Source organism: Pseudomonas sp. NPDC096950, from assembly GCF_044762525.1.
Taxonomy (GTDB): domain Bacteria; phylum Pseudomonadota; class Gammaproteobacteria; order Pseudomonadales; family Pseudomonadaceae; genus Aquipseudomonas.
Map to the genome: position 1 here is coordinate 373,534 of NZ_JBIWEL010000001.1, position 23,772 is coordinate 397,305.

Sequence of the window (23,772 nt, forward strand, 5' to 3'; positions counted from 1 at the left end):
GGGTTGTCTGATAGGTAGGTTACTGGTCAAGTTGACGTCAGATACGCTGAACCTATGGATTAATCATGATCAATTTCCGCCTGATCCGTCACCTCTGGTTATTCCTGGCCGTGGCCGAAGAGCAGAATTTCGGCCGCGCCGCCAAACGCCTGGGGATGTCCCAGCCACCGCTGAGCGAGCAGATCCAAGTGCTGGAGCAGGCGCTCAAGGTCAAGCTGTTCGAGCGCTCCCGACGCGGGGCGAAATTGACTCCGGTGGGGGCGGCGATCCTGCCGGCGGTGCGCAAGTTCGCCGAACAACTCGAACGCCTGGAACTGGCCGTAGAGGAAGCGGTGGCGGGGCAGTCGGGGATGTTGACCATCGGTGCGATCTCCACGGCGATGTTCGACGTGTTGCCGGGGTTGATCGAGCAGCTGAAAACCGACTATCCGCACCTGACCGTGTCTGTAAGGGAAATCGACAGCGTCGAGGCGGTGCCGGCGTTGGAGGCCGGGGATATCGACCTGGCCTTCGCCCGTCTCGACGGTGACCTGGGCGCTTCGATCAAATCGCTGCCGCTGCTGGAGGCGCGCCTGGTGGTGGCATTGCCCGCCGATCATCCCTTGGCATCGCGCACGCGCATCAGCCTGTCGAGCTTGGCCGACGAGACGTTGGTGATGTTTTCCCGCAAGGTCAGCCCGGTGTATTTCGACAACCTGATCGCGACCTGCCGGGCCAGCGGCTTTTCCCCGCGAGTGCTGCACGAAGTGCGTTCGGTGGCCTCGCAAATCGCGTTTGTCAGCTATGGCCAGGGCATCGCGCTGGTGCCAGCCTCGCTGAAAAAACTGGCGCCGGACAACGTGGTGTTTCGACCGCTCAACCAAAAGCTCAACGTGGTGACGACGGCGGTGGCGTGGAATGCGGATCGACCCAACCCGCTGATAGACGAGGTCATCGCCCGGTTCCGCGAGAAAGCCTGACCATACGTTTGGCGTATGAAAGCGTTAGCCAATCCGGAATTTACAGACGCCTCGATTCACCTGAAATTGGCAGACTTTGCGCTTAAGGAGTCATCTACGTGTTCTTGTCTCAAACGCTCCCCCTGACCGTCGAGGGCGTCTCGTTGAACGTCGCCGCCATCCACCGCGAAGGTGCGCTGGCGCCGATTGTATTCCTGCATGGCTTCGGCTCAACCAAGGAAGACTATGCCGACATCGTGCTGCAGCCAGCCCTCGCCGGTCGTCCGTTCCTCGCGTACGACGCACCGGGTTGTGGCGAAAGCCAATGCAGCGATCTGTCAAAAATCTCCATCCCGTTCCTGATGCAGACCGCGTTGCAGGTGCTGGCGCATTTCGATATTCAGCGCTTCCATCTGGTCGGTCACTCCATGGGCGGGCTCACGGCGCTGATGTTGGCCCATCATTTCCCGGATCGGGTGCTCAGCTTTGTCGATATCGAAGGCAACATCGCGCCGGAAGACTGCTTCCTCAGCCGCCAGATCAACGACTATCCGAGCGATGATCCCGAGACGTTTTTCGCAGCCTTTATCCAACGCACCCGACAGGCCCCGGCATACGCCAGCGCCCTGTATTCGGCGAGCTTGCGCCACAAAGTGCGGGCGGGGGCGGTGCGGGGGATTTTCCAGTCGATGGTTGAGCTCTCGGACAACGCCGACCTGATGAGCAAGTTTCTCGGCCTGAAATGCCCGCGCCTGTTCATGTACGGCGAACAGAACGCCGCACTGTCGTACCTGCCTCATATCGAGGCCGAAGGCGTACGGCTGGCACCGATTCCGGAGTGTGGGCACTTTCCGATGTATTCCAATCCGATTGCGATGTGGCGGGAGATTGCTGATTTCCATAAGGCCTGTCAGCTGGACTGATTTGTAGCTCGCGGGTACATCAACGCTCCGCGACCAGCTGATCCGAAAGATGCTGCTGTGCAATATGTAACTACAGTGTTCGCAAAGACACCGGGTTGGATGTCGTTCGGCTTTTACGGCGGTTAAACAGGTTTTTTGCGCGAACGTTTAAAGACACTCGGTGTTACGTCATAAGCGGCTACAACGCCTTGCGTCGTTGCCTACGCGTGCGCCAGAATCCGCCGGCTTGTGCGGCTAAGGGGTGGGCGATATCGTTTCCGGGTCACTGCAAAACAGTGATCGGGTTTGGTAGCCCGCCTGTTACAGCCGTATGGCAACGCCTTATGCAGCCCAGTTGTTGGGACTCGCTTTATGGTGGTCATGCGTGGGGCTCCTTCGGGAGCGCCGGGTTTCCTGTTGCAGCCGGTCTACCAACCCACGTATGGCCGCCACCCATTCGTTTGGTAGCGAGGGTGTTGGCTTCTTAAAATCTGCAACAAGGAGTTCTCATCTATGTTCAAAGTAACGCCTAACCCTCCGAATACCGGTCCAGTACCGTTCGACGCCGCATTTAATCTTGACCCTGAAAAAATGAAAGCGGCGGCCGACCGTGCGCTCAAGTTCTACCTCGACCCCGGGGCGACGAAAACGCAGATACCGCCCCGCAGATCCGGCACTTTGTACTCCATCGACGCAGCGGTGGATCAAGAAACGTTGATGGTCGAGGTCTACGAATCGCTGACATCGGCCTGTGCGATGGTCAACGATCTCGTGGAGCTGTCGGAAGGCCCGCGACGCCAAACGATGGTGGTGTTGCATCGGTCGCTTGCGATGGGTGAGAGGGCGGCGAATCGCATGCTGGATAACCACAAGCCTGGGTAGCAGCCAGACGCTGCAGTGAGGAAGCGTGCTCCCTCACTGCATTCCTGTCAGTTGATACGCGGGTGCTGCATCACCAGGTTTTTGCGCTTGGCCTCCAGCGCAGCGATTTCAGCGTCGATGTCTTCGATTTTCTGCTCAATATTGTCCTCATGCTCCTGCAGCAATTCCTTCGCTTCCTCCAGGTCGGACGCCGCCGGAGCCGCTCCGCGCAGGGGCATGTTGGCGGTTTCCTTCATGGTGATGCCGGTCGCCAGGCCCACCACGGCGATTACCATCAGGTAGTACGCCGGCATGTACAGGTTGTTGGTGCTTTCCACCAGCCAGGCCACCAGGGTCGGCGTGAGGCCCGCGATCAGCACCGAGACGTTGAAGGCACTGGCCAGTGCGCTGTAACGGATGTGGGTGGGGAACATGGCGGGCAGGGTCGAAGCCATCACGCCGATGAAGAAGTTCAGCACCACGGCAATGATCAGCAGTCCCGAGAATATCAGCCCGAGTTTGCCGCTGTTGATCAGCATGAAGGCCGGAATCGCCAGGCAGAACAGCGCGATGCTGCCGAAAAGAATAAACGGCCGACGGCCAATCTTGTCGCTGATAAAACCGATCAGGGGCTGCACGAACAACATGCCGACCATGATCGCGATGATGATCAACACGCCACGGTTTTCGCTGTAGTGCAGGTTGTGCGAAAGGTAGCTCGGCATGTAGGTGAGCAGCATGTAGTAGGTGACGTTGGTAACGGCCACCACACCGATGCAGGTCATCAGGCTGCGCCAGTGCTTGGTGGCGACTTCTTTGAAAGACACTTTCGGGCCGCGCGCCAGACCTTCGCGGTCGCCTTGTTCGAGTTTTTCGACATGCTGCTGGAACGCCGGAGTTTCTTCGAGTGCGTTACGCAAGTAGAGCCCGATCATGCCCAGGGGCAGGGCGAGGAAGAACGGCAGGCGCCAGCCCCACTCTTGGAACCGCTCTTCGCCGATCACGGCGGAAATCAGCACCACCAGGCCCGCGCCGAGTACAAAACCGGCGATGGAACCGAAATCCAGCCAGCTCCCGAGAAAGCCGCGCTTGCGGTCCGGGGCATACTCGGCGACGAAGATCGAAGCGCCGGTGTATTCGCCGCCCACCGAGAAGCCTTGCGCCATCTTGGCCAGCAACAGCAGGATAGGCGCCCAGATGCCAATCGAGGCATAGGAGGGAATCAGCCCGATGGCAAAGGTGCTGAGGGACATGATCACGATGGTGGCCGCGAGGACTTTCTGTCGACCGTATTTGTCGCCCAAGGCGCCGAAGAACAGACCGCCCAGGGGACGGATCAGGAACGGCACCGAAAAGGTCGCCAGCGCGGCAATCATCTGCACGCTGGGGGATGCATCGGGAAAGAACACCTTGCCGAGCACATAGGCGACAAAGCCATAGACGCCGAAGTCGAACCATTCCATGGCATTGCCCAGTGCGGCGGCGGTGATCGCCTTGCGCATCTTGGCGTCGTCGACGATGGTGATGTCTTCCAATCCGATGGGATTGACGGTTTTTTTGCGTGATTTCATCCGGGTTACTCTGTCGCTGATCCATTTCATTGCCATTGTTTTAATGGCACGCGCTCTATGGTTCAGATACATGAGGACACTGAATAATTCACCGCCCGCCGCTTTTATTTGTTAGCGCTACGCAATGGCGGGCGGGGCAAGTCGATCGCCACCCAGCGAATCCCGCTGCATCGACTGCAGGTTTTTCTCGATGGTTTCGCACAGGGCTTCCATTTGGATCTGGTGTTCGCTGTCACGAAACGGGCTTTGCAGATCGGTGCCGATGCGCTCGATGGCCAGCAGCATGAAACCCACTACCGTTGATGCCAGCGGCGTAAACCAACCCAGGGACTCCACCAGCCCCACTGGCACGATCAGGCAGAACAGCGAAATAAACAGCCGTGGAAAATACACGTAAGGGTAGGGCAGTGGCGTATTGGCAATCCGCTCCATGCCGCCCTGGCTGTTGGACAGGTCAACCAGGGTCGATTCGAGCCGCGCCAGGCGAATACTGTCCAGGCGCCCGGCCTTGTATTCCTGGGCCAGCAACGCTGCGGAACCGTTGAGGATATCGTTGGCAAAGTTATTGGTGGTGCCGCTGCGCGCGAACTCTTCGGCTGGAATAAACGCGCGTATCTCGTCCGGGCATGGCTGGCCCCGCAGGTGTGCCGCCAGACAATTCACATAGGCCACGTGGCGACGCAGCAGGGTGGCCTTCATCGGATTGACCTCGTGCCCCCGATCATCCAGCAACGTCAGCACTTGCCGCGCAAAACTGCGGGAGTTATTGACCATCGCCCCCCACAACGTGCGCGCTTCCCACCAGCGATTGTAGGCACTGCTGTTGCGAAAACTGATCAGCACCACCAACGCCGAGCCCAGTAACGTGAGCGGCATCAGCGGCAGGTTGATCTTGCTGTTGAGAAACAGCATGAAGTCCACGGTGACGGCGATATCCCACAGCAATAACCAGAACAGAGCCCAGCCTACGTAGCCCATGGTCTTGATGATCAGGCGGTATTTTTTGATGACGGCAGCTTTCAAACGGCGACCTCGCGGCGAGTGGTGAGCATTAATGCTCTAACTCGGACGGTGGTTGTCGGGTAAAGGTTCGGTGGGGGGCTGCGATCAATGATCCGAGAGGTGTAACCTTGGGCGTTCGCATACCAAGATAAGAAAAATAATCAGGAGTCATTGATGCAACCGATCCGTCTCGGTCTGGTGGGCTACGGCAAGATTGCCCAGGATCAACACGTCCCCGCGATCCACGCCAACCCGGCGTTCCAGTTGGTATCCGTCGCCACGAAAGGGCAACCGTGCGCCGGGGTTGAGAATTTTCAATCCCTGAGCGAGCTGCTGGAAAACGGCCCGCTCGTCGATGCAATTGCGTTTTGCACGCCGCCCCAAGGTCGCTTTGCTCTGGTGCAAGAAGCGCTGGCCGCAGGCAAACACGTGCTGGTGGAAAAACCGCCGTGCGCCACGTTGGGTGAGGCGATGGCGTTGGTGGATCAGGTCGCGGAGCAAGGCGTCAGCGGATTGTTCGCCTGGCACTCACGCTACGCGCCCGGCATCGAAGCGGCCCGCGACTGGCTGGCCACCCGCACCCTGCAAAGCGTACAGATCGACTGGAAGGAGGACGTGCGCAAGTGGCATCCCGGCCAGGCGTGGATCTGGCAACCCGGTGGCCTCGGCGTGTTCGATCCCGGCATCAATGCCTTGTCGATCGCCACTCATCTGCTGGCGCTGCCGCTGTTTGTCGAATCTGCCGAACTGCGCGTGCCCAGCAACTGCCAGTCACCGATTGCCGCATCAATCAAGATGTCCGACGCGCGACACCTCGACGTCCGCGCGGAATTCGATTTCGACCACGGCCATGACGAACTCTGGAGCATCGAGATTCGCTGCACCGAAGGCGTCCTGCGCCTGGACAACGGTGGCGCATTGTTGAGTATTGACGGCGTGCGCCAAGCGGTATCGGAGGAGGGTGAGTACGCGGCGGTGTATCGGCATTTTCAACGGCTGATTGGCGACAAGGCCAGTGACCTGGACCTGCAGCCGTTGCGGCTCGTGGCGGATAGTTTTTTTGTGGGCAGTCGAACGTTGGTTGAACCGTTTTTCGATTAAGAAAAAGGGGACAGGCAATGTCCCCTTATCTTCAGCGCAAACTCAACCGCGAATAAACGCCAGCAAATCAGCGTTGATCTGATCCGCGTTGGTCGTCGGCATTCCGTGCGGGAAGCCTGGGTAAGTCTTGAGCGTTGGATGCTTCAACAGTTTGGCCGACAGCGGCGCCGAGTCGGCGAACGGCACAATTTGGTCATCCTCGCCGTGCATGACCAGTGTCGGCACCTGAATCGCCTTCAAGTCTTCGGTAAAATCCGTTTCGGAAAACGCCTTGATGCAATCGTAATGCGCCTTTGCGCCGCCCATCATGCCTTGCCGCCACCAGTTGTCGATGACGCCTTGGGAGACTTTGGCTCCAGGTCGATTGAAACCGTAAAAAGGCCCCGCCGGTACGTCCACGTAGAACTGCGCACGACTGGCAACCAGCGCCGCGCGAAACCCGTCGAACACTTCCAGGGGGAGTCCGCCGGGGTTCTTTTCCGACTTGACCATGATCGGCGGAACCGCGCTGATCAGCACAGCCTTGGCCACCCGTCCCGGTTTGGCTCGTGCGGCGTAGCGTGCGACTTCGCCACCACCGGTCGAATGGCCAACATGGATCGCACCCTTGAGATCGAGCGCATCGGTCAGCTCGATGACATCGGCGGTATACGTGTCCATTTCGTTGCCTTCCCAGGTCTGGGTCGAGCGTCCGTGTCCACGGCGGTCGTGGGCGATCACCCGGAAGCCTTTGAGCAAAAAGAACATCATCTGGTTGTCCCAGTCATCCGCGCTCAACGGCCAGCCGTGGTGAAACACAATGGGCGTCGCATCTTTCGGCCCCCAATCCTTGTAGAAAATCTGTGTTCCGTCTTTGGTCGTAATTGAGTTCATGGCGTGTGTCCCCTCGCGATTTGGTGGGTGTGGGGCATGCAAAAGGCAGTGGGCCCGCGGTCGTGCGCCAAGGGGCACGAGCGGGCTTGGTCAGTGTAGAAGACAGGCGAGGAGAGGGGCTTTCAAGCGATGGGTGGGGCAGGCCAGCGACAAAGCGGTCATTGATGACCGGCAGCTATCGACCCATTGCAGCCGTTCGACCTACGCAAGAGCGAACTGATAGAGTTGAATCTGCCCACAGATGGTAATAGGTCGACTGGATTGTTTTTGGAGCTTGATGATGGGTTTCTCTACAACGTTGTGGGAGTGGTACGGCCAAGATGAATACAAGCAAGTTCTTGCGGTGTGCAAGGCGATCCCGGCGCTCGAGTTCCTGGCACTGACCTCGGATTTACAGCAGAGAACCATCCCGGATTGCCCAGCATGTGAAGCCTGGTCAGAGATGATCCTTCCGTTGAACGAGGTTCTTTCGATCTGCGACAGCGCGTTACCAGCGGAAATCAAGGCACGGCTGCAAGATATTTGGGAACTATGCAATAGCCTTACTGAGGCTGCATTCCACTGTCACGATCAACTGATATTTGATCATGACGAGTGGCGACCGATCAGAACGGCCGCTGCAGAGTTGCTGGAGCTAATGGAATCGCTGGAAATCAATCCATTCCTGGATGACTTGCTATTGGATTGCAGAAACGTTGCTCGCGGAATAAAGCGTTGAGTATTTCTGCAATCCTGTGATGGTGTTGAATACTTAGCTGCGGGCCCTAGTGACTGACCGCTCCTGGCCGTTTTCTGCCCATCGCGAAGAGCATCAACCGACCCAAAGCGGTCAGACATGGACGGCTGCTTTCGGTAATTTTTTGACAGATTATCCTCGCCCTCTATAGTCAGTTCGCGACCTGCGGGAAGGAATCCCAAGCAGTGAGAATGAGCATGGAGCTAAGCCAGTTCGTATCTTTGAAATGTGGGTTCCTTCACTAGTGAGTACGCAGGTCACAACGCGGAGAACGTTGTTGCCTCCCGGCAAATGCTAGGGAAATCACTATAGAAAAGGAGCTTCACAATGTCTCAATCCGATATCTGGTCCGGCACAGTCGATGCAAAGCTGGAGAGCGGCAAAAAGACAGGTTTCACGGTTAAGAAGGGCGACGTAATCACGATTGTCGCGTCGGGATGGGTAGAGCGTGGCCCGGGAAGGGCCTTCGGTCCCCAAGGGGACGAGAGCCTGGTTGGTTCGTACAAGCCCACGGGATTGGTGTATCCGGATGGACTTGTCGGTGCGCTCCTGATGAAGATCGGCGATGACTATCTCACTCCGATCAATACCGGAGTGTTCCGCTGGACGGTACCGGCCGATGGAGAACTCACCTTTCTCATCAATGATTTAGCGGGAGATTACGGTAACAACAGCGGCTCATTCAACGTCAGCGTAGAGAAGAAAACGCTCATCACTGAGCCGACAGCCGATGTACTCAAATATGGCGACAAAGTTCGCTTTCTCAACGGTTATGCCAATTGGAACGGCGGCTATCTCTCTGTTTATGACAGCTCCAAGGAGTTCGGTGCCAAGTATGCGGTCGTGACTGTTCTCTCACCCGAAAAAGAAGGCCCCATCGACACTTGGTTGATCGGGTCCGCAACGGGTAAGCCAAACGGTGACAGGGTGCGCTCTGGCGATACCATCAGGCTTTTGAATCTGTACGGAGACGGCCCAGGGTACAGCGACAAAAACGGAGGCGGCTACCTCGATACGAACAATCACGCCACCACACCAGAGCTTTACAATGTCTCAACAGCGGAAATGGCGAACCGCGGCGTTGAAAAAACCGGTCATAAAACTCTCGATTGGGTCGTAATGTTCGGTGCTGTCGGCTCACAGATCTATATCGGAGACCCGATCAACCTCCGAAACGAATACAACAATTCTCAAGGTGGATACCTGGATACCTGTGGTCATTTCGAAGGAAGGCAGAGCAACGGTTATAACGTCTACACAAACCGTTCTCCAAACAGAGCCGGCGTCGGCACCGGAAGCTGGAAAGTACTGCGGGCCATAACATCTGGCCCAACAGCTCGATAGGCAGTGGTCTTGTCTCCACAAGCGTTTATTACCATCCACAACTGATTCAAGCGGCCCCTTGGTAACGAGGGGTCAACCAACTTCGCGCCGATACTAATGGTCGAATTCGTCGAAATCAGACCGAACCGTACGTCCTCTATTGGCCGTTTGTCGCCTCTCGCGCACGGCTGCAAACGGCATATGATCGACCTCCAAAAAAGTTGAACGCGTTACCGGCGCGGGAACAAGCCTTTCCTAAAGGTTTTGGTTGTTAAGCCGACTCAAAGGGACTTGTGCTCAGAAATCGACGAAGGACCGTCCATGAACTCCCCTCGCAACACCGGAAATACAGTTGCCTCGCTATTCCTTGGCCTCCGACGACACCGGAGCGCCGTCTTGGCCACGCCGCAATAACCTCAAATTTTCGATAAACCTACAAAATACGCGCCCGCTATCGCGATGAATTCGTGGCGCGCCAAGGAGCTGTCTGCTGTGAGATTACTAGTTCGCCTGTCGGGTGCCGTCCTCGCTGTGTCCCTGACCGGTTGTGCCCTGCAAGGCAATGGGATGGCCAACTACTACAAACGCGTGGCTGCCGAGCGCGAGGTAGAAAATCAAGCCATGACGAGCCGCATAAAATCCCTGCCGCTGACGCTGGATAGCACTCTCGGCCTTGGCCGAACTGCCGTGGTCACCGTGAATGTACCCGCTGAAGGTGCCGCGCCAGCCACCCAGGCCCGGCTTTTCGCTGACTGCGATTCGACAAAAGTGTCCATGACCTATCGCCGCGCAAAGGATTTGAGCAGTCCTTATTCCCTGCCGGCAGACCTCGCACGGAACATCGCCCAGCAGATGTGCCAAGCAGTCCGGAACAGCGCCTGGAAGCAACTGCCCGGCAACAGCGAAGACACCTTGTTGCTAGACCCCGGCACCCTCAGCATGGATAACTCTCGACGTTCCATATGGGCGGGCATCGACTATGGCCGCACCCGCCTCGATGAAAGCGAAGGGGCGCCTTACGACCGACAATTGGAGCGTGTCGAGGTCGACTGCGCTGCCCGCCAGGTCACCAACCGCCTGACCTATCGTTTAAACGGCCAGAGCATGCTGCCAGCGTCCGTACAGCCGCTCGACAGTGCATTGGACAAAGCGCAACAGGCTCGACTGATTGACGCGGTGTGCGCCGCACCCGCCAGCCTGGCGCAACTCGCTACGCCAGACATCCGTAAAAAATTACCGCCGACCCTGCGCACGCCTGAGGTTTCGACTTCACTGCTGGCACAGGTCAGCGCACTGCCCCAGGGACAACCGACCCACACCCTCAGCCATTTGCAACTCACGTACAGCGCTTCCTCTCCAATAGTGCCCGGCGCCGTGATCAAAGACAGCCCACTGGACCTGTATCTGCAACCGGGCCCGGCCCGCGGACTATGGCGCGAGCAGGCGGCGGGCGCCTTGGGCAAGGAGTCTGTGAGCATCCGCTGGCGCGGGCTGATTGAGCTTGCCGCGACGAACAGCGCTCAGCTCCCCGGCAAAACTGGCCAGGCAAGCACGCTCACAGGCATCGATCTGGATGGCGATTGGCAAAACCTCAAACCCGGGACTGCTGTTGCCTACAACAAAAGCTTTACCGACAACACGGGCAAACCGTTCGTGCAACATTTCAAATGTTCGGTGGGCGAGTCCTTTTCTGCCACCCAGAAAGTCGCCTCGCTGCAAGGGATGGCGCGTAATGTGACTTGCGCCGCCAACAACGGGTTGAAGACAGACAGTGTGTACCTCTACCTTGAGGCCTATGACCTGTTCGTGGAAACCTCTGATATTTCCATGCTCATGGTCCAGATCAAAACGCTCAAGGCGGCGGAATAGGGCGCAACAGCGTTTTTGAAAGAGTGTTTGTGGTGACTCGCCATAACAACGACGTGGGGGCCGATTTCATCCAGACAAGGAAGCCGAGAAAACCATGACCGACCGTAAGCAACTCCATCGAGACGGCTACGCATTGCTCCGTCGAGCGATCCCAGCCGAATGGCTGGGTGACCTGCGTGCCGTGTTCGATACGGGTGTGAAGCCGTCGGAGCAATGGCCAGTGCCGCGTGGAGTGGGCTGGCGCTGTTCGATGCTGGACGATGATTCGACGGTTCAGGCGGTGTGTTGTCTGCCCAAGTTACTGGCGGTGGTCGGTGAGTTGATCGGGGAGCGGTTCTTTCTCTCGCAGGTGGAGGGGCGCGAGCCCCTTGCCGGGGGCGGCCATCAATTGCTGCACCGCGACTTGTCGGCTCAAAGGCCAGGCGACATCGCCATTGCCCTGGCTTTTTTCGACGATTATGGCCCCGGAAACGGTGCGACACGGATCGTCCCCGGTAGTCATCGCCCCGAGCCAGGAGCGCCGCCATTCGATTTTAATGACGAGTCACGGTCTCTACAGCTTTCAGGCTCGGCCGGAGACATTTTAGTGTTCGATGTCGATTTGGTGCATGCGGGCAGTCTGAACTTAAACGGCGCACGCCGCCGCTCGATTCTGATCAGCTATTGTTCGGAGCTGCTGTATGCGTCGCACCTGGAAACGGTGGGGCTGCGCAATGTTCGGATGGATACGAGTGGGCGGTTCGAGCCTGCGGATTTCGTCCTCCGCTGAATCTCGCATTGACTCTCGCATTGACATATCGATAAATCTCGATATGCTCGGCTCATGGAATTACTCGAAATATTCAAAGCCCTCTCAAATCCTACGCGCCTTGAAATCCTGAAAGGCTTGAAGGACCCCGCAAAGAACTTCCCTCCACAGGATGAAGGTGACGTTCTCACGGTGGGGGTCTGCGTCAGTAGTATTCAAGAAGGTATCGGGCTGTCGCAGTCTACGGTGTCTGGCTATCTTGCAACGCTGCAACGAGTGGGCCTGGTCGAAGTCAGGCGCATCGGGCAGTGGACCTACTACAAACGCAATGAAGCAACCATCAGTGCACTTGCCGAGATCATCGGGAAAGATCTGTAATTTTTTACTCCAATATATCGAGATATCTCGATATCCCTTTTTATCGATACGAGGATTTACCATGAAAGTGATGATGCTTAAATCATTTGGCGGCCCGGAATCGTTCGAACTCTGCGACGTGCCCAAGCCCGTGCCGCGTGCGGGACAAGTCCTGGTGCGGGTACACGCAACCTCCATCAACCCCTTGGATTACCAGGTTCGACGTGGCGATTATCCCGACCTGGTGCAACTGCCGGCCATTACCGGACATGACGTATCGGGCGTTGTCGAAGCAGTTGGTCCAGGTGTGACGACCTTCGTTCCAGGAGACGAAGTCTGGTACACCCCGCAAATATTCGACGGGCCAGGCAGTTATGCCGAGTACCACGTCGCGGCCGAAAGCATTGTCGGGAAGAAGCCGCCATCACTGAGCCATCTTGAGGCGGCAAGCCTGACCCTGGTTGGCGGGACGGCGTGGGAAGCACTGGTCGTGCGTGCAGCGCTCAGAGTGGGGGAAAGCATCCTCATACACGGCGGCGCGGGGGGAGTCGGTCATGTGGCGATCCAACTGGCAAAAGCCATGGGTGCAAGGGTGTACACGACCGTGCGAGAAGCAAATTCCGAGTTCGCACGCAGCATGGGTGCCGATGTGGTCATCGACTACGAAAAGCAGGATTACGTCGACGCCATACTCCGGGAAACGGATGGTCGCGGCGTCGATGTCGTGTTCGACACCATCGGCGGCAACACACTGTCGCGTAGCCCCGACGTGCTCGCACAACTTGGCCGCGTGGTCACGATTGTGGACATCGCACAGCCACAAAACGTTATCCAGGCCTGGGGTAAGAACGCGAGTTATCACTTCGTTTTCACAAGACAGAACCGCGGCAAGCTGGATGAGCTGAGTGCATTGGTCGCGCGCGGTCAGCTGCGGCCATACGTTGGAGCTGTCTATTCGCTTACCGAGATCGGTCTCGCCCATGCCCGGTTGGAGAGCCCCAACAACGGCCTTCGAGGAAAAATCGCGATTGCCGTCGAGCCATCGCTCATCTCGTAAGTGTGTATTTAACCGCTTAAGTCATATCAGAGGAACGCCCCATGATTTATGAGATCGCTCTACTTCCCGTCCACAATGAACGCATTGAAATGTTCAGACGTGCATTTGCCGAAGTCGCTCCTTTGCTTGCCCGCGCAAAGGGCTACGGCGGCCACTTGCTCGCGCAAGGGATTGAAACCCCTCAGCTATTCAACCTGATTGTGCGCTGGGCTTCACTTGAGGATCACACACCGGGCTTCGAAGAAAGTGAAGACCATCGGATGTTCATGATGGGCCTGGAGGAATATTTTTCGGAGGAACCGAAGGTCTACCATATTGAAGGGGCCGCTTTTTTTGCCGGCGGACATGATGATTCGAACAGCGCCGTTAGCGTGGGAGGCTCAAGAGGTTTGTGGCTTTAAAGCAAATTGGCCGATGTCGGAAATAGGCAGACCAGGCAACTTGGTCTGAGGAAGCCAGGGTGTGACGTCTGGACATCCTGAAGCGCTTTTGGCCAGAAACGGTCATTTATAGTTCAGAAAAAAAGTGAGGCTCAGGTGGGTATCGGATATCTTGCTGACCTCAAAACACGACGTGTATTCATGGAGGAAAAATTGCGGATTTACATGACAGGTGCTTCGTGTGCGGGCGTGACCACGTTGGGTCAAAACTTCGCAACTCTGCTCGGTGTGCGACATGTCGATGTCGATGATTTTTTCTGGATGCCCACCAACCCTCCTTTTACGACCAAGCGACCTGCCAATGAGCGCGTGTCATTGATCCAGCAAAAATTCGGTGATGAAAGTTGGGTGCTGACCGGTTCTTGTATGGGTTGGGGAGATGCGCTGATTAGTCATGTCGACCTGATTGTGTTCGTTGTGACGCCAACGCCTGTTCGCCTTGAACGGTTGGCCGCTCGTGAAAAGGAGCGTTTTGGAGATCGGATAGCGCCCGGTGGTGACATGCACGGGATACATGTCGCTTTTCGGGAGTGGGCCTCGCAGTATGACAATCCGAACTTTTCCGGACGCAACCGAGCGTGGCATGAGGCGTGGCTATCAGAGCAAACGGCCCCGGTCTTACGGATTGACGGGATTAATAGTGCTCAAAAGATGGCTGCGGATGTCATTCATGCGGTGTCGCTGATATCGCAATAGCTCGAAATCGGGACGGCAGAGGCACGATTCTCAACGCGCTGAGAGAAGTTCGCTTTGGACCGTTTTCTGCCGGTCACGACAGACAAAACCACCGGCCACTGATCATCAGTGGCTGCATAACAACCGTCACGTGAAGCAGACAGTCGCGGTTGCCTTCATCCACAGCGCATCAACGCCGCCCAGTCCGGGTGCTCACATCGACCCACACGGCCAACACCAGAATGCTGCCTTTGACGATCATCTGCCAGTAACTGTCGACGTCGAGCATGGACATGCCGTTGTCCAGACTGGTGATGACCAGTGCGCCGAGGAGGGCGCCGTAGACAGTGCCGGAGCCGCCGCGCATGGAGGTGCCACCGATGAAGCAGGCGGCGATGGCGTCGAGTTCGCCCATGCTGCCGGCCGAGGGCGAACCGGCGGCCAGGCGTGCGGTGTTGACCACGCCGGCGAGGGCGCACATCACGCCCATGATCCCGAAAATCCAGAGCTTCACGGCTTGCACATTGATACCGGACAGGCGCGTCGCTTCCATGTTGCTGCCCACGGAATAGACGCGTCGGCCGAAGACGGTCTGACTGGTCACGTAGCTGAACCCGCCCAGCAGAACCAGCAGCAACAGGACCGGTACAGGAATGCCGTCATAGCTGTTGAGGGTCTGGACGAAGCCGGCCAGCACCGCGCCGATCAACAGCACGCGCACGACGTCACGCACCAGTGAATGTGCCGCCAGGCCATGAAGGGCGCGATTGCGCCGTTGTTTCCAGGTCAGGAACAACGTCAGTGCGAACAGCAGAACGCCCAGGCCCGTGCCGATGGTGTGGGGCAAATAACCCTGGCCGATGTAGACGAGTTCCGGCGATACCGGGGCGATGGTCGTGCCGCCGGTAATCCCCAGAAGAATGCCCCGGAAAGCCAGCATGCCTCCCAGTCCCACGATGAAAGACGGAATGCGCAGGTAGGCGGCCATGTAGCCGTTGGCGAGGCCGATCAGCAGTCCGCACAGGGCGACAAGGCTCAGGTTCGCCAGCAGCGGTAGGTGGTAGACCACGTCGAGAATCGCCGCGACGCCACCGAGCAGGCCCAGCAATGAGCCGACCGACAAATCGATCTCGCCGCTGATGATGACCAGCACCATGCCGCAGGCGAGAATCCCGGTAATGGACATCTGGCGCAGCAGATTTGAGAGATTGCGTGGTGTCAGGAATCCGCCCTCGGTCTGCCAACTGAAGAACAGCCAGATAAACGCCACGGCAAACACCAGCGCGAGCATTTTGTAGCGGGTGAAGAGTTGCTTGACCTGATTCATTTACGCGGATTTCCGATCATTATTGTTATGGCCATCGGGCTGGCTGAGTGCGGCGGCGAGCACCTGTTCCTGGGTGAGTCCGTGGTTGATGAAGTCGCCACGCAACTGGCCTTCGCCGATCACCAGTACGCGGTCGGAAACGCCGAGCACTTCGGCCAGCTCCGACGACACCATGATGATCGACACACCTTCGGCCGCCAGCGCCCCCATCAACTTGTAGATCTCATACTTGGCGCCGACATCCACGCCTCGGGTGGGCTCATCGAGAATCAGCACCCGGGGTTTGGTCAGCAGCATCTTCGCCAGGACGGCTTTTTGCTGATTGCCGCCGGACAGGCTGGTGATCGGCAGGAACGGGCTTGCGGTCTTGAGGTGCAGGCGCGAGATCTCCCGATCGATGCTGCCCAGTTCGGCTTCGGCATCGATGCGGGTCAGTTTCGAGTAACTGTCCAGCACGGCCAGGGTGATGTTCTGACCGACGCCCAAGTCTGGAATGATGCCCTGGCGCTTGCGGTCCTCGGGCACCAGGCACAGGCCGGCACGGATTGACTTGAGCGGCGTGCGGGTATCGATGAGTTGGCCGTCCAGCCAGACTTCGCCTTCGTGGCGACCGGGGTAGGCGCCGAACAGCGCTGTCACCAGTTCGGTGCGGCCTGCACCGACCAGCCCGGCGATGCCGAGGATTTCCCCGCGCTTGAGGCTGAACGAAATATCGTCGACCCGTTTGCGCCGGGGGTTGTCGACGTCGTAGCAGGTGATGTGGCGGGCTTCGAAAATCACCTCGCCAATGTCGTGTGGCTCGGTGGGGTAGAGGTTGCTCATTTCCCGCCCGACCATCTGGGTGATGATCTGTGGAATATCCATGTCCGCCATGGCGGTCGTGGCGATGTGTTTGCCGTCACGGATCACCGAAATGGTGTCGCACACGGCGGCCACTTCATCGAGCTTGTGGGAGATGTAGACACAGGCGACACCCTTGGCCTTGAGGTCGCGGATGATGTCCAGCAGCACCTCGATTTCCGAACGGGTCAGGGCCGATGAAGGCTCGTCGAGGATCAGCAGGCGCGCGTGCTTGTTCAGTGCCTTGGCGATTTCCACCAGTTGCTGATAGCCGCCGCCGTACTGCGAAACCGGCAGCGATACGTTCATGTCCGGCACTTTCAGTTCACGCATCAGGGCTTCGGCGCGGTGTATCATCGCCGGGTAATTCATTCGCCCACCGGGCAGCGTCAGTTCATGGCCCATGAAAATGTTCTCGGCTACCGACAGGTCGGGAACCAGCGTCAGTTCCTGGTGAATGATGACGATACCGGCGGCTTCCGTTTCGCTGATCGATTGCGCCTTCAGCGGTTGACCGTCCCAGAGGATTTCACCGTCCCAGGTTCCATAGGGGTACACCGCAGAAAGGATCTTCATCAGCGTGGACTTGCCGGCGCCATTCTCGCCGCACAGCCCGACGCACTCACCCGGCTTGACCCTGATGTCGATGCCATTGAGCGCTTTGACACCGCCGAAGGTTTTGACGATACCGTTCATTTGCAGCAGATAGTCGGACATGGAGAGGGCTCGTATAACAAAGACTCACATGGCACTAATCTTTGTGGGAGCGAGCCTGCTCGCGAAGGCGTCAGCACATTCAATCGCGATGCAGGCTGAACCACCGTCTTCGCGAGCAGGCTCGCTCCCACAAGGGGTTTCGCATAACCAGGGATTGATGCCTTGGTCATTGCCCGGCAATCTGCGCCTTGGTGTAAAACCCGTCCTGTTCCAGCAGGTCGATGTTGTCCTTGGTCAACGGAGTCGGAGTGAGCAGGATGGTGTCGACTTTTTTGCTGCCGTTGTCGTACTGCGAGCTGTAGGCGGGTTTCTCGTTACGCGCCAGTTGCACCGAAAGCTTGGCGGCTTCGGAGGCGATGAGTTTCAGCGGTTTGTACACGGTCATGGTTTGCGTGCCGGCGATCACTCGCTTGACCGCTGCGAGGTCTGCGTCCTGCCCGGAGATCGGCACTTTGCCGGCCAGTTGCTGAGCGGCCAGTGCCTGGATGGCGCCGCCTGCCGTGGCGTCGTTGGAGGCGACGATGCCGTCGATTTTGTTGTCGTTGCGGGTCAAGGCGTTTTCAACAATGCTCAGCGCTTCGGTAGGGTTCCATTCCTTCACCCATTGTTGGCCGACGATCTTGATATCCCCCTTGTCGATGGCCGGTTGCAGCACTTTCATCTGACCTTCGCGCAGGACTTTTGCGTTGTTATCGGTAGGCGCACCCCCGAGCAGAAAGTAATTGCCCTTGGGCGCTGCGTGCAGCACGCCGCTGGCCTGCATCTCGCCGACCTTTTCGTTATCGAAGGAAATGTAGGCGTCGATATCCGCGTTGAGAATCAGGCGGTCATAGGATACGACCTTGATTCCGGCTTTCTTCGCTTCGGCCACTGCATTGGTCAGGACCGTGGCGTTGAACGGCACGATGACGATCACATCGACGCCACGGGAAATGAGGTTTTCGATTTGCGAAATCTGCTTTTGCTCGTTGGCATCGGCCGACTGTACGAAGACCTTGGCGTCCATTTTCTCCGCCGCCGCCACGAAGTAATCGCGGTCACGCGACCAGCGTTCCAGCCGCAGATCTTCAATGGAGAAACCGATTTTCGGGTGGGCGGCATCGGCCATTACCGGCAGCGACAGCAGCGCCAGGGCGCTGGCCAATAGCGCGCGTTTTACATTCTTCATGGTGGTGCGTCCTTTTATTTTTGTTTGAAAGACACTGCCAGACGATGAGTCTCGGGCTGGTAGAACTGTAGAGAATCGGCAGACGCAGCGGACACAGATTTGTCGTGCGAATGTCACAGCGTTGTTGCGCCCGCAGACGCCGTTGGCGATCAGCGATAGATGAACCGGTTGACGACGTTTTCGAGCATTTCCTGCCTGCCGCTGACGGCCTGCGGATTCAGTTCGTTGGCGAATGCGTGTTCGGCCAGCGACTGGAGGTTGAAGTCACCTGCCAGCACCGCCTGCCCGAACGGCTGCTGCCAGCCGGCGTAGCGTTGATCCTTGAGCAGCTGAAGCTGGTCGTTCTGCACCATGGCGGCTGCCCGCTCCAGGGACAGGGCGAGGACGTCCATTGCACCGACGTGACCATGGAACAGATCGATCTCATCGAGGCTCTGGCGGCGAACCTTGGAGTCGAAGTTGTACCCGCCATTCTTGAACCCGCCGGCCTTGAGAATTTCATAGGTGGCCAGGGTCATTTCTTCGATGCTGTTGGGGAATTGATCGGTGTCCCAGCCGTTTTGCGGGTCACCACGGTTGGCGTCGATGCTGCCGAAAATCCCCAGCGAGACGGCCGTCGCAATCTCGTGATGAAAGCTATGACCGGCCAGGGTCGCGTGGTTGGCCTCGATGTTGACCTTGATTTCCTTTTCCAGGCCGAACTGCTGGAGAAAGCCAAACACGGTGGCGCTGTCGTAATCGTATTGGTGCTTGGTCGGCTCCTGCGGCTTGGGTTCGATCAGCAGGTCGCCTTTGAAACCGATCTTGTATTTGTGCTCGACCACCATGCGCATGAAGCGGCCCAGTTGTTCGCGTTCACGTTTCAAGTCGGTATTGAGCAGGGTTTCGTAGCCTTCGCGACCGCCCCACAACACGTAGTTGGACCCTTTCAGGCGTTGGGTCGCGTTCATGGCGCTAAAGACCTGGGCTGCGGCGAAGGCAAACACTTCGGGGTCCGGGTTGCTGGCGGCGCCGGCGGCAAAGCGCGGATTGCTGAAGCAGTTGGCGGTTCCCCACAGCAGCTTGATCCCGCTTTCTTCCTGGTGTCGCTCCAGGTGATCAATCATTTGCGCGAAGTGGTTGCGGTACTCCTTCAGTGAGTTGCCTTCCGGGGCGACATCCGTGTCGTGGAAGCAGTAATAGTCGATACCCAGTTTGGAGAAGAACTCGAACGCGGCTTCCGCCTTGCCGATGGCCAGTTCCATCGGGTCGCCGGCGTGTTGCCATGGGCGCTTGAAAGTACCTGCACCGAACACGTCGGAACCCGGCCAGACGAAGGTGTGCCAATAGCAAGCGGCCATGCGCAGGTGTTCGCGCATGGGCTTGCCGAGGATGATTTTGTCGGCGTCGTAGTGACGGAAGGCGAGGGGAGAATCGCTGGCAGGGCCTTCGTAGCGAATCTTGTCGACATCGGGAAAGTACAGCATTGGCAATGTCCTTGTTGTTCTTGGCGGTGTCTCGATACTAGCAACGGCCCCGTGCCTGCTGATTATGAAAATCACCAACACAGGGTGCGATTTTGCGTATTGAGATTCGTCGTCTGCGCGCCTAGTCTGTGCAAACCGCCTCCGTGAGAAGGGGCCCCGGAACAAGCCTGAAAACAATGAAAACAGTACCGCCTGTTCACCGCATCGCACTGTTGTTCAACGGGAGCAAGATCTATGACCGGGGCATCATCAGCGGCATCGGCAACTACCTGAGCAGCACCCGCGCGTCCTGGGACCTGTTCCTGGAAGAGGATTTTCTCTGTCGGTTGAAAGGGATCGAGCGCTGGCAAGGTGACGGGATCATCGCCGACTTCGACGATCCGCTGATTGGCGAGGCGCTGGCCGACATCAAGTTGCCGGTGGTGGCGGTGGGTGGTTCTTATCAGGATGAGCACGCTTACCCGAAAGGGATTCCATACGTCGCCACTGACAATAACGCACTGATCACCCTGGCTTACGCGCACTTGATCGAGGCGGGGCTGCAGCGTTTTGCCTGTTTCAGCCTGCCTGAAGCGCAGGCCAATCGTTGGGCTCAGGAGCGGGAAAAAGCCTTTCGACGACTGATGCAGCGTGACGGCTTGCACGCCGAGGTCTATCGCGGCATGGGCACCAGCGCACCGCTCTGGGACAGCGCCGTCGAACAACTGATCGCCTGGCTGCAAAGCCTGCCCAAACCCATCGGTATTATCGCTGTCAGTGACGCCCGCGCCCGGCAGTTGCTGCAAGCCTGCCTGACCGCCGGAATCGCCGTACCGGAGCAGGTGGCGTTGATCGGCATCGACAACGACCCCCTGACACGCAGCCTGACCCGGGTCCCCCTGAGCTCGGTCATCCAGGGCACCGAAACCATGGGCCGCACCGCCGCGCAACTGCTCCATCAGATGCTGCACGGCATGCCGTCCACAGGCACGCACATCCTGATCCCGCCGGATGCGATCAACGTGCAGGTGTCGAGCTTGCACCAACCGTTGGGCAACCCCTATGTCATGCAAGCGCTGCTGTTTATCCGCCAATATGCCTGCCAGGGCATCAAGACCGCGCAAGTGGCGGCTTATGTCGGTGTGTCGCGCTCATCGCTGGAGTCGCACTTTCGCGCTGAGCGAGGCTGCAGCGTTCACGACGAGATTCTGCGTTTCAAATTGGCGGCGGCTACGAGCGGGCTGGAAAATACCGACACCGCGATTGCGGACGTTGCCCGCACGTGCGGTTTCAAATCCGCACAGTATCTGCACACGGTGTTTCGTCGCGAGTTTGGGTGTACGCCTCGTGAATATCAGCAGGGCGCCAGGTAGTGATGCGGGGTGCGATTGGTGGATTGTTGTGGGGGGGAGAAGGTTGGTTTCGGCCAGAAGCAACCGTTCACGAGCGACTGCTTTCGAGCCAGAACGGACGATCACAGTTTGACTGTCACTAGCAGCTTAGCCAGACAATTGATGAGTTTTCTTTCATTCAACGAGCACTCAAGCCCAAAACAGCAGGGCCGATACACCTGTCTGTATAACCTCAAAAAAACCCTCAGTAAGGATACCCACGTGGGCGTTTCGCAAGCAGCAATCGCATTCCGTACTCCGCAGATCGATTTCAATCCTCAGCGGGTGGTGTCTGATCTGTTCAACAAGCGCGCTGAGGTGCTCGCTCAATGCCCCCCGCGCTTTGACACTCGCCAGACTAATGAGGTGGCTGTTGAGCAATACGGTGATATCTGGGTGATCAGCAGCGACGCGCTGACCATGCCGCTGCTGGAAAATCCGCACTATAACGCCAGCGAATTGCATCGAACCTTGGGCTCGCCAGCAATGATCATCCCGTTCTGCCAATACGACTCCGGAGGCACCTACGGCTACGCATTCATCGAGAACGGAGTTCTGACGCGATCACGACTGCATTCATGCGATAACCCGGTGCAGCAATTCGGGCCCTTGAAACCGTTTGAAGAACGCTGGGCATCGGCTGAGTTTTACCTTGAGGAAGATAATTGCCCTCAGGATGAGTGGCAAAAGATCTACTATCTGGGTGATCGCGAAGTGGAGGTGCCAGAGTTCGGGTTAAGCAGCCGCTTGAGTTATGAAGCGTTAAGCGAATACCTCGGGATTTGCCCGTGGGACAATGCCCTCAAGCCGCGTATCTGGTACCTGCGCCTTCATGACCTGCCACTGCCGCGCAAGCCATGGTGGAAATTCTGGTAAGCGGCAACGCGGTAAAATCATTCGATGCTTCTTCACTGTTGGTTCCTGATGCCGAATGTCTGCTTCTGGCTGATAGCTGCCTGTCGCGAATGGCCGTTACCAACCTATTGCTACCGGTGGCGATAGTGAAGGCAACACAGCGTGAAGATGCTAGGGCGTAAAGCCCTAGCAGATAGTAGACATCACTTTTTCTTTTTCGCCGGCTTTTCTGCCTTCTCTGATTTTTTAGCCTTTTCTGGCTTGCTATCAGCTTTTTTTGCAGATTTTTTCGGTTCGGCATCTTTTTTCGTGTCTTTCTTGTCGGAAGATTTCGAAAGAGCCGAGGCCGCAGCTGATTTCTTGGCCGGTGATGATTTTTTGTCTTTCAATTCCTTGCTGGCTTTTGAAGACTCGCCTTTGCTTTTCTTCTCGTCTTTAGCCACGTTGACCACCTCTCGAAGTATGCCGGTATTGGCACATTGCCTGTGGGATTCTCCACATGCTGATCATTAGGCGAGCGCGTCCAAAAGCGGTTCAAATTTTTTTGATGCGTCGAGATGGGCTTTGAGTGATACCGACGAACGCGGTGAATTGGCGATGGAAGTGAAACGTCGAAAAATTCGCCACATGACTCAACGTCTTCACCGACAGATCACCTTCAAGATTCTCATCAATGTAGGCGAGTACGGCGTTGAAGCGCTTTGTGTAAGCGACGTTGATCGGCGTGTCGGACACTGGGACAAGCTCCTGGAAGTACGGTCGGCAATAGAGTCGACTATAGCGACGGAAGCGTGCCTAGCCGGGTTTGCTCAACGCGGGTTTTGGGTTGACACAGCCATAGATGAGTGACCGCCCCTTTTACCCCTGCGACGTCTTCCATTGAGCGTGCGTAAGTCCGTAACACTTCGCCAAGGCAGGCGCGGCGGATATTTTCAGTTCGGCGTCATACAAGTGCACCGCACCCAACTTCATCGTGGCTGTTTGCGAGCGAATGTTCGTAGTCGCTATGTGGAAATAGACGATGTCGTAAGCTTTGAATGCATGCTCCAGCATCAACTGCTTAAGCTCGCGGTTGGAATTGCCACCCCACTTCGCACGCACCAGAAATGTAAAACCGATGGCAATGCTGTTCGGTAGATCCGGCGGCGTGTAGTAGCTTGATGTGCCAACGATATCCCCCGAGGCAATATCAATGACAGCGAGCGCCTTCTTCGTGGCGAGTAGAGAGGCGAAGTACGCCTCGAACACCTCGCGTTTATACCGATCCCTGGCGGGATGGCTGGCCCAGATGTCTGGATCAGCCGCTGCCTGAAACATACCTTCAAAATCACTGTCTGCCAGAGGTTTAAGCCTCAGGGAGCTTCCGCACAGATCGGGTTGGCAGTCGAAGTCGGGGACGGACATGGGTTTCTTTCCGATTGGCCAAGAGGGGGGGAGCCAGTCTAGAGCGGCAGTTTGATAAAGAAAGATCCAATGTGACGGGTAATGATGGAGCCATCGCTGTAGAAAAGGGGATGGATTTATTTTCCGAGTAACAGCTGGCTGTGCGGTTTTGGATCGTTAGTTGCCCTTCCTG

Annotated in this window: 23 protein-coding genes and 1 pseudogene; 14 read left to right on the forward strand and 10 right to left on the reverse strand. The window is 57.4% G+C overall.

Translation table 11 applies throughout. The features are described from left to right. Positions 1-65 precede the first annotated feature (65 nt). The 3 genes from ACIQY3_RS01895 (at position 66) to ACIQY3_RS01905 (ending at position 2,722) form a co-directional block, all read left to right on the forward strand. Entirely contained in the window at positions 66-959 is an 894-nt protein-coding gene (locus tag ACIQY3_RS01895; RefSeq protein WP_403016705.1) for a LysR family transcriptional regulator, read from the forward strand. 98 nt (positions 960-1,057) lie between these two features. Continuing rightward, positions 1,058-1,861: an alpha/beta fold hydrolase gene (locus tag ACIQY3_RS01900; protein ID WP_403016707.1), complete on the forward strand. Its 804-nt coding sequence runs from the start codon at positions 1,058-1,060 to the stop codon at positions 1,859-1,861. Between the two features lie 492 nt (positions 1,862-2,353). Continuing rightward, positions 2,354-2,722, forward strand: a complete 369-nt coding sequence (locus tag ACIQY3_RS01905; protein WP_403016709.1) for a DUF6124 family protein — start codon at positions 2,354-2,356, stop codon at positions 2,720-2,722. 47 nt (positions 2,723-2,769) lie between these two features. Here the strand turns inward: ACIQY3_RS01905 and proP are convergent, their stop codons facing one another. Together proP and ACIQY3_RS01915 are read right to left on the reverse strand one after the other, a co-directional pair. Continuing rightward, positions 2,770-4,272 carry a glycine betaine/L-proline transporter ProP gene (proP, locus tag ACIQY3_RS01910; RefSeq protein ID WP_403016711.1) on the reverse strand — a complete coding sequence of 501 codons (1,503 nt, stop codon included), beginning with the start codon at positions 4,270-4,272 and terminating at the stop codon, positions 2,770-2,772. Between the two features lie 117 nt (positions 4,273-4,389). Beyond that, entirely contained in the window at positions 4,390-5,295 is a 906-nt protein-coding gene (locus ACIQY3_RS01915) for a bestrophin family protein (protein ID WP_403016713.1), read from the reverse strand. Between the two features lie 153 nt (positions 5,296-5,448). Between ACIQY3_RS01915 and ACIQY3_RS01920 the strand changes: the two genes are divergently transcribed. Then, entirely contained in the window at positions 5,449-6,375 is a 927-nt protein-coding gene (locus ACIQY3_RS01920) for a Gfo/Idh/MocA family protein (RefSeq protein ID WP_403016715.1), read from the forward strand. Positions 6,376-6,417: 42 nt separating this feature from the next. Here ACIQY3_RS01920 and ACIQY3_RS01925 read toward each other — a convergent pair whose 3' ends face one another. After that, positions 6,418-7,248, reverse strand: a complete 831-nt coding sequence (locus ACIQY3_RS01925; protein ID WP_054615301.1) for an alpha/beta fold hydrolase — start codon at positions 7,246-7,248, stop codon at positions 6,418-6,420. Between the two features lie 277 nt (positions 7,249-7,525). Here ACIQY3_RS01925 and ACIQY3_RS01930 point away from each other — a divergent pair, with 277 nt between their 5' ends. The 8 genes from ACIQY3_RS01930 to ACIQY3_RS01965 all read left to right on the forward strand — a co-directional run bounded on the left by ACIQY3_RS01930 (position 7,526) and on the right by ACIQY3_RS01965 (position 14,474). Then, on the forward strand, positions 7,526-7,966 hold the full coding sequence (locus ACIQY3_RS01930; RefSeq protein WP_403016718.1) for a hypothetical protein: 441 nt from the start codon (positions 7,526-7,528) through the stop codon (positions 7,964-7,966). A gap of 345 nt (positions 7,967-8,311) precedes the next feature. Next, the gene (locus tag ACIQY3_RS01935; protein WP_403016720.1) at positions 8,312-9,328 is read left to right on the forward strand and encodes a LecA/PA-IL family lectin; all 1,017 of its coding nucleotides are present in this window, start codon (positions 8,312-8,314) and stop codon (positions 9,326-9,328) included. A gap of 546 nt (positions 9,329-9,874) precedes the next feature. Beyond that, positions 9,875-11,176: a hypothetical protein gene (locus tag ACIQY3_RS01940; RefSeq protein ID WP_403016722.1), complete on the forward strand. Its 1,302-nt coding sequence runs from the start codon at positions 9,875-9,877 to the stop codon at positions 11,174-11,176. Positions 11,177-11,270: 94 nt separating this feature from the next. Next, on the forward strand, positions 11,271-11,945 hold the full coding sequence (locus tag ACIQY3_RS01945) for a phytanoyl-CoA dioxygenase family protein (RefSeq protein WP_403016724.1): 675 nt from the start codon (positions 11,271-11,273) through the stop codon (positions 11,943-11,945). 54 nt (positions 11,946-11,999) lie between these two features. Next, positions 12,000-12,302, forward strand: a complete 303-nt coding sequence (locus ACIQY3_RS01950; RefSeq protein WP_123509004.1) for a helix-turn-helix transcriptional regulator — start codon at positions 12,000-12,002, stop codon at positions 12,300-12,302. 61 nt (positions 12,303-12,363) lie between these two features. Beyond that, a complete protein-coding gene (locus tag ACIQY3_RS01955; protein WP_403016727.1) occupies positions 12,364-13,338 on the forward strand; it encodes a zinc-dependent alcohol dehydrogenase family protein in 975 nt (324 codons plus the stop codon). 41 nt (positions 13,339-13,379) lie between these two features. Further along, positions 13,380-13,739 (forward strand): antibiotic biosynthesis monooxygenase family protein, encoded by a 360-nt coding sequence (locus ACIQY3_RS01960; RefSeq protein WP_403016729.1) that lies wholly within the window; start codon positions 13,380-13,382, stop codon positions 13,737-13,739. A gap of 192 nt (positions 13,740-13,931) precedes the next feature. Continuing rightward, the gene (locus ACIQY3_RS01965) at positions 13,932-14,474 is read left to right on the forward strand and encodes an adenylate kinase (protein ID WP_403017627.1); all 543 of its coding nucleotides are present in this window, start codon (positions 13,932-13,934) and stop codon (positions 14,472-14,474) included. Positions 14,475-14,643: 169 nt separating this feature from the next. On the opposite strand, the gene ACIQY3_RS01970 is transcribed toward ACIQY3_RS01965, so the two are convergent. The 4 genes from ACIQY3_RS01970 to xylA all read right to left on the reverse strand — a co-directional run bounded on the left by ACIQY3_RS01970 (position 14,644) and on the right by xylA (position 19,971). Next, on the reverse strand, positions 14,644-15,780 hold the full coding sequence (locus tag ACIQY3_RS01970) for a sugar ABC transporter permease (RefSeq protein ID WP_403016731.1): 1,137 nt from the start codon (positions 15,778-15,780) through the stop codon (positions 14,644-14,646). After that, entirely contained in the window at positions 15,781-17,337 is a 1,557-nt protein-coding gene (xylG, locus tag ACIQY3_RS01975; protein ID WP_403016733.1) for a D-xylose ABC transporter ATP-binding protein, read from the reverse strand. Between the two features lie 166 nt (positions 17,338-17,503). Continuing rightward, positions 17,504-18,505 (reverse strand): D-xylose ABC transporter substrate-binding protein, encoded by a 1,002-nt coding sequence (xylF, locus tag ACIQY3_RS01980; protein ID WP_403016735.1) that lies wholly within the window; start codon positions 18,503-18,505, stop codon positions 17,504-17,506. Positions 18,506-18,654: 149 nt separating this feature from the next. Then, positions 18,655-19,971, reverse strand: a complete 1,317-nt coding sequence (gene xylA, locus ACIQY3_RS01985; RefSeq protein WP_403016737.1) for a xylose isomerase — start codon at positions 19,969-19,971, stop codon at positions 18,655-18,657. A 176-nt stretch (positions 19,972-20,147) separates the two neighbouring features. On the opposite strand from xylA, the gene ACIQY3_RS01990 reads away from it, so the two are divergent. Together ACIQY3_RS01990 and ACIQY3_RS01995 are read left to right on the forward strand one after the other, a co-directional pair. Next, a complete protein-coding gene (locus ACIQY3_RS01990; RefSeq protein ID WP_403016739.1) occupies positions 20,148-21,323 on the forward strand; it encodes a XylR family transcriptional regulator in 1,176 nt (391 codons plus the stop codon). 141 nt (positions 21,324-21,464) lie between these two features. Then, positions 21,465-22,217, forward strand: a complete 753-nt coding sequence (locus ACIQY3_RS01995; protein ID WP_403016741.1) for a hypothetical protein — start codon at positions 21,465-21,467, stop codon at positions 22,215-22,217. A 182-nt stretch (positions 22,218-22,399) separates the two neighbouring features. Here the strand turns inward: ACIQY3_RS01995 and ACIQY3_RS02000 are convergent, their stop codons facing one another. The 3 genes and pseudogenes from ACIQY3_RS02000 to ACIQY3_RS02010 form a co-directional block, all read right to left on the reverse strand. Next, a complete protein-coding gene (locus ACIQY3_RS02000; protein ID WP_403016743.1) occupies positions 22,400-22,648 on the reverse strand; it encodes a hypothetical protein in 249 nt (82 codons plus the stop codon). Between the two features lie 109 nt (positions 22,649-22,757). Beyond that, positions 22,758-22,931: pseudogene (locus ACIQY3_RS02005) on the reverse strand (AraC family transcriptional regulator); the annotation flags it as partial. Between the two features lie 123 nt (positions 22,932-23,054). Beyond that, complete coding sequence (locus ACIQY3_RS02010) at positions 23,055-23,600, reverse strand: GNAT family N-acetyltransferase (protein WP_403016745.1); 546 nt, start codon at positions 23,598-23,600, stop codon at positions 23,055-23,057. Between the last annotated feature and the right edge of the window lie 172 nt (positions 23,601-23,772).